Source organism: Bacteroidota bacterium (assembly GCA_016213405.1).
Classification (GTDB): domain Bacteria; phylum Bacteroidota; class Bacteroidia; order Palsa-948; family Palsa-948; genus Palsa-948.
This window is the reverse complement of sequence record JACRAM010000054.1, coordinates 73,013-85,997: the sequence shown is the minus strand read 5'-3', so window position 1 is coordinate 85,997 and position 12,985 is coordinate 73,013. Positions and strand designations below refer to the sequence as shown.

The window sequence follows — 12,985 nt, the reverse complement described above, 5'->3', positions numbered from 1 at the left end:
CATTTTCTCTGCGGCTCTCCGCGTGTTGTTTTCTCTGTGTTCTCTGCGGTTAATCCCGTTGGATATGATTGTTGTAGACATAAACTTGTAACGAACAGATTATCCTACGGGATTAATTGCTTTTCTGCGTAACATCAGTTACTTGGATGAAAAATACAAAGGCGAAGGTATGAAAAGAGTTTTGCATTCAACCTGAGCATGGAACCTGAAACAAATTTCTAACTTCGCTATATGCCTTCTCCCAATACCAGTGTTGAAAATTTTACTTCGGAAGAAAAAAGACGACTTGTGTCCATCCTTAGAAAAAGATTGCTGATGAAAAGTTTTATTTACCTATCCATTATTGGCGGCACAATTTTCGTTCTTGTTTACTTTATGTTTTTTACAAAAGAGTTTGAAAGTCTCGCATTGCTTTATCTGGCTGTTGGAATCACCGCTGTCCTCTGTGGTCGTATTTACTTCGGAGAAGTTTCAGAATTTCTGAAAGAAACCCGTTCGCCCTTCAAAAAAATAGTACATACAAGAATTGTTAGACGCGATAAAGCCATTCTGACTATCGGCAACCAGCAATTCAAAAAAGAAGATATTCTTCTTGATGCCTCTGTGTTTGATGAACTTCAGGCAGGCGACCCTGTGAGTGTTGAGCATTCGGCAAAATCCCATATGATCTTCAGCATAAAAAGAATTTGAAATTTACTTTCTTTCTTTTATTAAATTTGTTTCCCAATTCAACGAATCTGCCAGCGGTTCTCAGGAAACTAAACTGTATGAAAAATACGAAATGAAAAAAGTTTTTCTGTCTTCTGTCTTCTGCCTTCTGTTTTCTCTTTTCTGTTTCTCTCAGGATGTAAAATTCTCGCGCATCGGTTCCGATGAGGGGCTTTCACAGGCATCAGTCAATTGCATTTTGCAGGACAGCAAAGGATACATGTGGTTTGGCACTCAGGATGGTCTGAACAAATATAACGGATATGAAATGATTGTTTACAAGAACGATCCTTCCGATTCCAACTCCCTTTCCAGCAATTATATTGAATGTTTGTATGAAGACAGAAAAGGAACCATCTGGATTGGCACCAGCGGTGGAGGATTGAATGCGTTTAACCCTGTTCTTAACCGCTTCACCCGGTTTCAGCACGACCCTGAAAGAAAAAATTCTCTCAGCCACAACGAAGTGAAATGCATTTATGAAGATATAAAAGGAACCTATTGGGTGGGCACCACGTATGGTTTGAATTCTTTCAATGGCAAGACCAATGAATTCAAAACATTCATTCATAAAGAAGAAGATACGCTTTCGTTAAACGGGTTTAAAGTGCAGGTTATTTTTGAAGACAAAAAGAAGAATTTATGGATTGGAACCTATGATGGCGGATTAAATCTTTTTGACAGAGAGAAAGAAACATTTCATTGGTATATTGATAATTCAGCCGGTGAGGATGTTGAATTTTTTAATCGTGTAAAAGACATCGCTCAGGATGAATCCGACATTCTCTGGATTGCAACTGATAATGGCGGACTTGTTTCATTTAATCCCTCCACTAAAAAATTTCTTCAGCGCCTTATTCATGACAAGAGTAATGTAGAAAACAGCATTTCGGATAACCGCGTATTTTCATTGTGCACGGATACTAAAGATGTTTTATGGCTGGGTACAAAAAGCGGAGGAGTGTCGTGCTACAACAAGCAGATGCGTTCGTTCGCTTCGTACCGGCATAATGAATATGATTTTCAAAGCTTGAGCAACGATGAAGTTAACTGCGTATATCGGGATAGAGAAGGAAACATCTGGATAGGAACAGAAGCGGGAGGTGTAAGCGTTTACTTTCCCAACGCTGCCCGGTTCAAGCACTATCACCGCGATATGTCAAACGAGAATTCTTTTCTTTCCAACACCATCATGTCCATTCTTCAGGATTCAGAGGGTTTGATTTGGGTGGGAACATCGCAGGGAGGAATCACCACCATTGACCGGCTGAATCATAAATTCAATGTTACCGGAAAAGAAAACGCTCTTTCAACTGCAAAAAATAATTCTGTGCTTTCTCTCTTTGAAGATAAAGACGGATTGATTTGGGTTGGCACTCAGGGCGGAGGAGTAAATGTGCTGGATAAAAAAACAGGCAAGACAGAACATGTAATTGACGGAGGCGCGGCTATTCGAATTGTTCAGGGGCATGGCAACATAATATGGATAGGCATTTTCGGGAGCACCGGACTTTATGCGTATGACAAAACCTCAAAAAATCTTACGAAGTACAGCACAGAAGAAGGGCTTTCTTCCAACAGAATTTATTGTGTGCATGAAGATAAAGACAGAAAGGTTTGGATTGGCACTTCTGACGGAGGATTGAATATGCTTGATTTTAATACCGGCAAAATAAAAATATACCAGCATCAGGATGCCTCTAACTCTATCAGCAGTAATAAGGTTTATTGCCTTTATGACGACCGGAAAGGAAACATGTGGATTGGCACTTCAAACGGACTTAACAAATTTGAAATCAAAAGCCAAACCTTCACGCAGTATTATGAAAAAGATGGTTTGCCCAACTCATCAATAGCAGGAATTCAAGGAGATAAAAGAGGAAACCTATGGATAAGCACCAATAAAGGGCTCACACGTTTTAATCCCAATATTGAAAACAAAGAGGGCTCGGCTTTCAAGAATTTTTCCACGTATGATGGATTGCAGGGTGACGAATTCAACCAGGGCGCCTACTTCCAGAATAAAAAAACAGGCGAAATGTTTTTTGGAGGAATAAACGGATTCAATTCCTTTTACCCCGATAATATTTCCAGCAACAATCACATTCCCGCAGTTTATATCACTTCGTTTAAAAAATTCGGAAAAGAAGTTACGCTTGATTCAGCCATCAGCGATAAAAAATTTATTGAACTTTCTTTCCGTGATAATTTTATTTCGTTTGAGTTTGTTGCGCTCGATTATAATTTCCCCGCCAAAAACAAATACTCCTATACCATGGACGGGCTCGATAACGACTGGTCGCCTCCTTCCACCAGAAGATATGTCAGCTACACCAATCTTCCAGGCGGCAATTATGTGTTTCGCGTGAAAGGCTCTAACAGCGATGGATTATGGAACGATGAAGGAGTTGCCATTTACATTACCATTGTCCCACCCTGGTGGAAGACAAATGCTTTTTATGCTTTCTCCGTTTTATTTTCTATTGCGTTTGTTTTCGGATTCATCCGCTATCGCACCGCATCCATTCAAAAGGAGAAAAAAATATTGGAGCAGAAAGTGGCGGAACGAACAGCCGAACTGGCGCAAAAAAACTTTGACATTACCAGCAGCATACAATATGCCAAAAGAATTCAGGATGCAATTCTTCCCACCAAGGACCAAATCCAAAAACATTTTCCCGAATCATTTGTTCTCTTCAAGCCGAAAGATATTGTGAGCGGTGATTTTTATTGGTTTGGCGAAAAGAACGGAAGAAAGATTGCCGCCTGCGTAGATTGCACGGGGCATGGTGTGCCGGGCGCGTTCATGAGCATGATAGGAACCAACCTGCTAAACCAGATAATTCTTGAAAACGGAATGACAGAGCCTGCCGCTATTTTATCCTCGCTCAATCAAGGCGTGCGTTCAGCATTAAAACAAGGCGAGCAAACCGATATTGAAACCACCGATGGAATGGACATCGCATTAGTTAGTGTGGAGTTTGGAGAAGGGGGTTCGGAGAAGAACAATCCTCAACTCCGAACTCCCAACTCCCAACTCCAAACTCAAGTGCAATTCTCAAGCGCCCTCAGGCATCTCATCATCATCAGCGATAACAAACTTGAAAAAATTGACGGCAACAAGTTTCCCATAGGCGGAGCGCAGTTGGATACAGAACGGATTTTTACCAACCATCTTAAATTTTTGAAGAAAGGAGATACCGTGTATATGTTTTCTGACGGCTATGCCGACCAGTTTGGTGGCGAGAAAGGCAAAAAGTTTATGATCAAACGGCTTCACCAAATGCTCGTGTCTTTCAGCGTTCTGCCCATGCCCGAACAAAAAGTATTGCTCGAAAAAGAACTGGAAACGTGGAAAGGAAATCATTCGCAGGTTGATGACGTGCTGGTAATAGGCATTAGAATATAGTGAGACAGGAATGTTCTGGCAAATAAGGTTTGAAGAAATCCCGCTCTTAGGCGAGTGTTGACGATATCTTGGTTATAGGAATTAGAGTTTAAATTGGCATTTTGTATTTAGAATCTATTTCGTACTTTTGACAAATTTTTAAAACACCTAATCATGAACGTAGTTCTCTGTTTTGAAGTCAGCGCAAAGCAAGATCAGGTAAGGCAAGAACTTGCTTCAAAAGGATATATGTCAAACTGGAAAGTTAAAAGAGGCAGCAGAGATGAAATAACCTATCATCTCCCTTCAAACTTATTGTGGAAAAAGGGCAAGGATATGAGCCCAACAAAAGCAAAAGAAGAATTGAAAAAAGCTGCTAATGCATTGAATGTAAAAGTCACCCGTGCCGTTGCTCTTGTCGTTAGCAGGTGGGATGGCATGACAGGCACACCCGTTGGTTCAGGAACTTTAGCAATAGAAACTTCCGAAGCATAACATCTGTTTCATAATTGATTTCACCAATGAAAAAATATCTGATTGTTTACCCCGTTGGAAATTCTTCCTACGGGGTTTATTGTTTATTGTTTACTGTTTACTGTTTATTGCTCACTGTTAACTCCTGCAAAAAGAAAGAACCCGATACCGATACCCAGGCATCAACTGATAACAGCATTGCCGAAGGAGAATTCTCCCGCATGTTTATCGTAACAAACAGCATTGCTGTGAACGACAGCGGTGTTCAGAAAGGAAGCTATATCCCTCCTGTTCCCTCAAACTATTGTCCTGACTCATGGACTGATTCCGCAGATGTTGCTGACGGATTTCCTATTACCATGTGGATACAATATGGCGCTGATACCAATTACGATGGCACTTTTGATTACGGATGCAACACACCGGGAGAAAAAGTAAGGATGGGAACTGTAAAAGCGGTCTTCAGCGCGCCATGGAGCCAAAACGGTTCCAACGTTACTATGGATTTGATAGATTATTATGTAAGCGGAGTCAAGTACGAAGGAACTATCTCTGTCACTAAAAATTCTGCCACCTCTTTCACACAAACTGTTACAAACGGAAAAGCCGGTAATGGAAGCTGGACTATTCTTTGGAACTGCTCGCGCACCCTTACGGTGGATATTGGAGACCCTTCAGTACCCGGAGACGATTTCAGTCTCGTGAGCGGAACAGCAAATGGCACCGACCGTAATGGCAAAGCTTTTTCTGTTGACATTACTTCTCCCCTGAGAAGAGAAATGGCCTGCCGTTGGATTGTGTCCGGTGCCATGACTATTAAGATTGACGGCAAAAAAGATCGTTCTGTTGATTTTGGCAACGGCACCTGCGATGACAGAGCAACCGTTACTATAGATGGCAATACCTTTGAGTTTGCACTTCAATAAATATTTGTAAAGCGTGTATAAATAATTAATTCCTATATTTGTTTTCCTATCCCGGTAGTTATCGGGAGGAAATAACGAAGTAACCGTCTATGATGCTCGACATTTACGATTTTTACGACAAGATGGAACGCAACAATATATTGCTTTCCTTCAAGGGCGATATTACCTCTGAGCTCCTTACTTCCATTCTGCAAATCATGGAGTCAAAATTGGAAAACCTTCAGGAAGAACCCAAAGTAAAAAAGAAAGTATACAACGTGTTGGTAGAATGCCTCCAGAATCTTTATCACCACATGGATGAAGTGGATGCCTCAACCGACAGAACACGTTCCGCTATTTTCATGATTGGAAAACTTGAAAGCCAATACACCATCATAACCGGTAACTATATCCGCTCGGAAAATGTGGAGGGGTTAGATACCCGCCTTGCTGAAATCAACTCTCTTAGCCAGGACGAATTAAAAGAGTACTACAAAAAAGTCCTTGCTAACGGAGAAATGTCAGCCAAAGGCGGTGGAGGATTAGGAATGATTGACATTGCAAGAAAAACAGGTCAGAAGTTGAGCTACTCCTTCATGCCTATTGACGACAAATATTCATTCTTCAGTTTAAATATTAAAATATAATATCATCCTATCACTATGGAAAAAATAAACATTGAATCAACTCCTAAAACGCCATCCATCAACTTTGATTTTGAGAAGGGGTTTTTGGAAATTAAAGGAAGGTCCATCCCTGAAAATTCAATTGAGTTCTATAAACCCATTGTTGAATCACTTGAGAAATACGGAAGCACTCCAAACGATGTAACTACTGTAAACATACAACTTGAATATTTTAACACAAGTTCATCCAAATGCATATTGGATGTATTTAAAAAATTAGAATCAATTCACAAAGGGGGAAACCAATTAGTGATTAACTGGTATTACGAACAGGATGATGAAGACATGTTGGAAGCGGGTGAAGATTATCAGGCAATCATTAACGTGCCTTTCAAAATGATTCAGATAGAAGAGTAAAATCTACGAAATACGAATTTCACGAATTACGAAAGCCCCGATCCAAAACTTGGTCGGGGTTTTTCTTTAACCACAAACTGTAGACCGTAAACTGGAAACCGTTTTTACATCGGATCCACATCTGCCAGCACTTTCACGTATTTGAACGCGGGAGTTTTCTGTAATTCCAAAATCACCGAATTGATTTTTTCTTTTGTCTTGTTGGCTGATTCTTCTTTGGCAATCTTTATCACTAGCTTTTTGTGATAGGTATTTTTTATTCTCGGTATCATCGGAAACTCAGGTCCCAGCACTCTTTTGCCGAATGCTTTCTTCAATTCATTTCCGAATTCATCCGCAAAGGCATTTACTTTGTGAACATCTTTATCTGTTACTGTTAATTCAATGAGGCGGTAAAAAGGCGGGTAGTGAAAGTTTTTCCGATGCTCAATTTCTTCTGCATACATTTTTACAAAATCATTATTGATCACATGTTGTATGATGTGATGTGATGGAGAATAGGTTTGTATGATGACTTTTCCGCGCTTTGATTTTCTTCCGGCTCTTCCTGCCACCTGCAGCAGCAGTTGAAAACTTCTTTCGTGCGAGCGGAAATCAGGGAAGTTCATTGCCTGATCAGCGCTGAGGATTCCCACCGTGCTCACGTTTTCAAAATCAAGTCCCTTCGTTACCATTTGTGTTCCGACAAGAATGTCTATGTTCTGTTCTTCAAAATCATTTATCAGGCGCTGGTGTGCGTGTTTTGTTCGCGTGGAATCGTAATCCATTCTGGCAATTCTTGCTTCAGGAAAAAAGAGTTGAAGTGCCTCTTCAATTTTTTCCGTTCCAAAATTTTTCATCAGAACATCCGGGCTTCCGCACGCATTACAGGAAGAGGGGACAGGCGTCATGTATCCGCAATAGTGGCATCGCAACTGCGCGCCTGCTTTGTGATACACTAAACTTACATCGCAGTTTTTGCACCGGGGAACCCATCCGCAGGTTTTGCATTCAAGGTGTGGAGCAAATCCTCTGCGGTTCTGAAAAACAATTACTTGCTCTTTGTTCTTCAATGCAGTCTCTATATTTTCCATCAGAAGCGGGGAGAAGTGAGATTTCATTTTCCTGCGCTTTGTATCATCTTTAATATCTGCTGTAAGGATTTCAGGCATCTGCACTCCGCCAAAGCGAGTGGGAAGTTCAACAAATCCATATTTTTTGTTCTGCGAATTGAAATAACTTTCAACAGAAGGAGTAGCGGAGCCAAGCAAAACTTTTGCTTTGTGAATATAAGCCAGCATAATGGCTGTATCTCTCGCATTATATCTTGGCGCAGGATCAAACTGTTTGTAAGATGAATCATGTTCTTCATCCACAATCACCAAACCAAGATTTGAATAGGGAAGAAACAATGCCGAACGTGCGCCAAGTATTACATTGAATTTATTATTTACTTTATCTTTCTTGTGATTTGCGACTTGAAACTTAATTATTTGATTCCATATTTCCACTCTTTCATTCTCATTAAACCTTGAATGGTAAACCCCAAGTGCGTCTCCGAAATATTTTTTTATTCTGCTTACTACTTGTGTTGTAAGGGCAATTTCAGGAAGGAGATACAAAACCTGTTTGCCCTGCTTTACTATTTCTTCTATGAGTTTTACATAGATTTCAGTTTTGCCGCTGGAAGTTACTCCGTGAAATAAAGTAACATCTTTCGCTTTCCATTCTTCTTTTATTTTTTCAAGAGCAGTGGATTGCTCTTCAGAAAGGGACTTACTTCCTGCCGATGCATCCAGATGAGCAAACCTGCCGGTTTCTTTTTCATACACCTCCAGCACATTTTTTTTCTTCAGCGCATCAATCACAGCGGGTGAAGCATCTTTTCTTTTCAGAAGCTCTGATTTCTTAATTTCTTTCTGCACAGCAGATAAATGCACAAACTCCATCAACACTTCCAGTTGTTTAAATGCTTTTTTCTCCAGCTCGTCAAAAATAGTTTTTAAATTTTCTTCATCCGATGCATGTTTTGTCAGCCGAACAAATTCTTCCACCTTTGGTTTAAATTTTTCTTTTAACTCTTCGTAAATACAAACAACTCCTTTTTCAAGTAATGATTTCACTACTGAATGTGCAGATTTGTTCTGAACAATCTCTTCCGCATCACTCATTGTCAGGATTTTATTTTTCTCAAGGGCTTCACAAATAAGAAATTCATCATCTGACAATTCTGGATTCTGAATTCTGAATTCCGTATTTTGTATTATCCTCGTTTCGCTTGCCAGCTTTAGCCCTGAAGGAAGCGCAGCGTTCATTACTTCGCCAATTGTGCACATGTAATAATCCGAGATCCATTTCCAGAGGTCAAATTGTTTTTCGTTTACAATCGGTTCTGCGTCAAGAATGCTTTCAAGTTGTTTGGTTTTATATTCGGGTTTGTTGCTATGAACATTTCTTACAAGAGCAGTATAAAGTTTTTTTTGCCCGAACTGCACTACAACTCTTTGTCCTGATATAATTGTTTTCTGTAAGGATTCCGGAATGGAATACGTATAGAGATTAGGAACCGCAAGCGGCAGAATTACGTCAGCAAATAATTCTTTTTCCATGGAAACAAATATAGGGAATAGAAGCTAAGAGTTAATTTGGAATTCTCCACGACAGGCCGGCACTCAGATACAAATGAGTGGAATATTCATTCAATGCAATTCCTGATGAGCAGTCAAGTTGAATGTTTATTTTTGGGAGAAACGTAATTCCTGCGTCAAACTGATGATGAGGAAAACTACGATCAGCAACATCGCCAAAAATTTCTATGTATGAAGCAAACCTTTCTCCTATAGAGAATGCGCTAGTCAGAGTATATATATAGGTAAATATTTTTTGATCCTCATTCCATTCTCCTCCAAGATTATATCCTAAATCAATTTTTCTTGACAATGTATGCGACATGGAAAACCTGAAGTCAAACGGAGTGGCGACAGCATAAATTTTTCTGCTATCTCTGTTAAAATGAAAAATGAATGCTGTTTGAGGAAGAAATTTATTTTCCTTTAATAGGTAGGCTTTTACTCCTAATGAAACAGGACTGAATCCTTCTGTTTTATAAGTCAGCGAGTCGGTTTTTGATTCTGATTTGTAATATTCTCCGGCAATGATTCTGACCTCTAGTTTTTTGAATGCGCCAATTCTTATAAGTGAAGTTGGGAAGTACAAGACAGATTCATCATCCGATTCATAAACAATACCTGTTTCTATTTGAATTGTTTTTCGTGGTATAACTGATGAGCATTCGGTCTGGTCAGGTCTGTCTGTTTCAATATCTATTAATTCCTGTGAAAAAAGCTGCATTGAAGCCAAAAATAAAATCGTCAGAGATGTTAACTTTAACATGTTTAAATATATCTAATTAAATATTTAGACAAATCTAAAAAATTATTACATTTACCAATAAATTATTTTTCATGAACTCATTAGCAGAAGAAAATTACCTGAAGGCAATCTATAAGATTGCTGAGAGTGGTGACGGCTTTATCACCACTAACGATATAGCCAGAAGGATAAATACTTCTGCCGCTTCTGTCACCGACATGCTCAAGAAGCTTTCAAGAAAAAAACTTATCCGCTATAAAAAATATAACGGGCTCTCTCTCTCTGAATCCGGGAGGAAAGTCGCACTCGGTGTAATACGCAAGCACCGCCTATGGGAAATGTTCCTGGTGAAGGTTTTAAAATTCAAATGGGATGAAGTACATGAAGTAGCTGAACAACTGGAGCATATCCGCTCTGAGAAATTAGTTCAGCATATTGATAAGGTATTACAGTTCCCGAAATTTGATCCGCACGGTGATCCGATTCCGGATTCAAGCGGGAAATTTATTTTATCGAAAGAGAAATCACTTTTTCTTTCAGAAGCCAAGCGAGACAGTAACTATATAATGAAAGGCGTGATTGACCACACGAGCGCTTTTCTTAATCTCCTTGATAAATCAGGAATTATTTTAGGAAGCAAAATAAAAGTGAAAGATATTCAGCCCTATGATAAATCACTGGCAATTCTTCTTAATGGAAAGAAACGCTTATTCATCAGTAATCAAATAGCAAAAAACATTCTGGTTTCCTGTGTTATCAATAGAAAAAAATAAGCAAAGAAAATCGCTAGACGATGTTCACTCTACGGTGGACACGGCAAAGTATTCAGGATTCTGGAAAAAACTTTTTGCATTTGTAGGTCCAGCCTATCTTATCAGCGTTGGCTACATGGATCCCGGCAACTGGGCTACTGATATTGCAGGTGGAAGCAAGTTTGGTTACGCGTTGGTTTGGGTTCTTATCATGAGCAACCTGATGGCGCTGTTGCTTCAGAGTCTGAGCGCGCGTTTAGGTTTAGTTCGCGGATTGGATTTGGCGCAGGCATCTCGCGAAGCCTATCACCCCGTAATAAATTTTTTTAACTGGATACTCTGTGAAATTGCTATTGCCGCCTGTGATTTAGCTGAAGTAATCGGAATGGCGATTGGATTGCAATTGCTCTTTCATATTCCTTTACTTGTCGGAGTTTCCATTACCGTACTAGACACCATCCTGATTTTATTTCTTCAGCGATACGGAATGAGAAAGATGGAAGCTTTTATTATTGCCCTGATTCTTACTATGGGTTTTGCATTTATCTGTGAAATGATTTTTGCCCGGCCCGATGTTACAGGAATCGTGAAAGGATTTATTCCTTCCATTCCGAACTCCGATGCGCTGTATATCGCCATCGGAATAATCGGAGCAACCGTGATGCCTCATAATCTTTATCTGCATTCTGCGCTAGTGCAGACGAGAAAGTTTGAAAGAACATCTGAAGGAATCCGTTCCGCGATAAAATTTAATTTTATTGATACTGCTGTGGCGCTCAACATGGCATTGTTTGTGAATGGAGCCATTCTCATTCTTGCTGCGGCAGCTTTTTATAATTCAGGACTTACAGATGTCAGTGAAATACAGGATGCGCATAAACTTCTTGAAGGCATTCTGGGAACTAAATTCGCGCCCATACTTTTTGCAGTTGCGTTAATTGCTGCTGGGCAAAGTTCAACGCTTACGGGAACTTTATCCGGACAAATTGTGATGGAAGGATATTTGAATCTCCGCCTGCAGCCATGGCTGAGAAGATTAATCACCCGTTTGCTTGCCATCATTCCGGCATTTCTAACTATATATATTTTGGGAGAAGACAGCACAGGAGAATTGCTGGTGCTTAGCCAGGTGATTCTCAGTCTGCAGTTAGGATTTGCTGTGATTCCGCTCATTCATTTCACCAGCGATAAAATAAAGATGGGAGAATTTGTAATTAAGCCTTGGGTGAAAGTCTGTGCATGGCTCACAGCTGGAATAATTGTTTCGCTCAATGTAAAACTCGTGATTGAAACAATAATTGATTGGATTCAAAACAGTGAAAACTCAGTGCCAATTTATCTGATAGTTGTTCCTGTCGCATCTGCAGCAGGTGTTCTTCTTTTATATGTAAGCTTCTCTCCGTTCTTTAAGAAATATATTTTCCGAGAAACAAAAATTCCCCATGCGGAAGCAAAAAAACTTTCTATTCCTGCAGATATTCTATTTCCTGCTGAAAGCAAATACAAACGCGTTGCAGTTACGGTGGATTTTTCCTTTGCAGATTCCCGTGCTGTGAAAGAAGCGCTGGAGCAGGGAGGAAAGAATGCAGAATATATTCTCATTCACATAGTGGAAACCGCGGGCGCGTTGATGATGAGCGAAGACATTGCCGATTACGAAACTTCTGCCGATGCCGCCAGTTTGAAAAAATATGTGAAGCAGTTAACTCAACTTGGGCTCAAAGCAAACATGAAACTCGGATACGGAAATCCAAAACTTTCCATTCCTGATTTAGTAAAAGAAGTGAATGCTGATTTGCTGCTGATGGGCGCGCACGGACATGGCGCTCTCAAAGATTTAGCTTATGGAACCACACTTGAATCTGTCCGCCACAATGTGAAAATTCCTGTAATGATTGTGAGGGAGTAATTAATTCAAACCTGCCTTTATCCATTCTTTGTTAAGCCATTTCACCGCTTCTGTTTTTGAAGTGAACAACTGACTTGGGCGAGGGTGTTTGATAAACTTAAACATGAAATTTCCTATAATTCTCTGCGCGAGTGAGCGGATAACAATTGCCTGAGCCACTACGTGAGTGTAATGATTCTTCTGCATCGAAGTTTTCTGGGCTTTACTGGTAATAGAAGTATCCTGAGAAACAAGAACGAGTGAAAGATGTTTTTTCCCTTCTGTAATTTTTTTAGCTACTTCGTAAGATTCTTCTTCATGGTGAACGTCAATTTCCACATCACCTATCAACTCGCAGGTGAGAAGTTTTCCGTCAAAGGTGAAACGCATTGTTTCGGTGCTGGCTTCTTTCATGTACAAACGCAGGATTGTTCCTGATGGTGTAAATATAAAAAATCTGTATAAGGCAGAATTAA

11 protein-coding genes are annotated in these 12,985 nt (G+C 39.9%); 8 read left to right on the top strand and 3 right to left on the bottom strand.

The window, feature by feature from the left end; translation table 11 throughout:
- Positions 1–315: 315 nt before the first annotated feature.
- The 6 genes from HY841_06090 to HY841_06065 all read left to right on the top strand — a co-directional run bounded on the left by HY841_06090 (position 316) and on the right by HY841_06065 (position 6,518).
- Positions 316–690: an RDD family protein gene (locus HY841_06090; protein ID MBI4930313.1), complete on the top strand. Its 375-nt coding sequence runs from the start codon at positions 316–318 to the stop codon at positions 688–690.
- Positions 691–781: 91 nt separating this feature from the next.
- Positions 782–4,117 carry a SpoIIE family protein phosphatase gene (locus HY841_06085; GenBank protein MBI4930312.1) on the top strand — a complete coding sequence of 1,112 codons (3,336 nt, stop codon included), beginning with the start codon at positions 782–784 and terminating at the stop codon, positions 4,115–4,117.
- A 153-nt stretch (positions 4,118–4,270) separates the two neighbouring features.
- Positions 4,271–4,591, top strand: a complete 321-nt coding sequence (locus HY841_06080; GenBank protein ID MBI4930311.1) for a hypothetical protein — start codon at positions 4,271–4,273, stop codon at positions 4,589–4,591.
- A 26-nt stretch (positions 4,592–4,617) separates the two neighbouring features.
- Positions 4,618–5,496: a hypothetical protein gene (locus HY841_06075; GenBank protein MBI4930310.1), complete on the top strand. Its 879-nt coding sequence runs from the start codon at positions 4,618–4,620 to the stop codon at positions 5,494–5,496.
- Positions 5,497–5,585: 89 nt separating this feature from the next.
- A complete protein-coding gene (locus HY841_06070) occupies positions 5,586–6,122 on the top strand; it encodes a hypothetical protein (GenBank protein ID MBI4930309.1) in 537 nt (178 codons plus the stop codon).
- Between the two features lie 15 nt (positions 6,123–6,137).
- Entirely contained in the window at positions 6,138–6,518 is a 381-nt protein-coding gene (locus HY841_06065) for a DUF1987 domain-containing protein (GenBank protein MBI4930308.1), read from the top strand.
- Between the two features lie 104 nt (positions 6,519–6,622).
- Here the strand turns inward: HY841_06065 and priA are convergent, their stop codons facing one another.
- Together priA and HY841_06055 are read right to left on the bottom strand one after the other, a co-directional pair.
- Positions 6,623–9,106, bottom strand: a complete 2,484-nt coding sequence (priA, locus tag HY841_06060) for a primosomal protein N' (GenBank protein ID MBI4930307.1) — start codon at positions 9,104–9,106, stop codon at positions 6,623–6,625.
- Between the two features lie 31 nt (positions 9,107–9,137).
- Entirely contained in the window at positions 9,138–9,890 is a 753-nt protein-coding gene (locus HY841_06055; protein MBI4930306.1) for a transporter, read from the bottom strand.
- Positions 9,891–9,961: 71 nt separating this feature from the next.
- Here HY841_06055 and HY841_06050 point away from each other — a divergent pair, with 71 nt between their 5' ends.
- Together HY841_06050 and HY841_06045 are read left to right on the top strand one after the other, a co-directional pair.
- Positions 9,962–10,642, top strand: coding sequence for a metal-dependent transcriptional regulator (locus HY841_06050; GenBank protein ID MBI4930305.1), 681 nt, complete (start codon positions 9,962–9,964; stop codon positions 10,640–10,642).
- Positions 10,629–12,530, top strand: coding sequence for an Nramp family divalent metal transporter (locus HY841_06045; GenBank protein MBI4930304.1), 1,902 nt, complete (start codon positions 10,629–10,631; stop codon positions 12,528–12,530). The genes HY841_06050 and HY841_06045 overlap by 14 nt, the downstream gene beginning before the upstream one ends.
- Here HY841_06045 and HY841_06040 read toward each other — a convergent pair whose 3' ends face one another.
- Positions 12,531–12,923 (bottom strand): hypothetical protein, encoded by a 393-nt coding sequence (locus HY841_06040; GenBank protein MBI4930303.1) that lies wholly within the window; start codon positions 12,921–12,923, stop codon positions 12,531–12,533.
- Positions 12,924–12,985 lie beyond the last annotated feature (62 nt).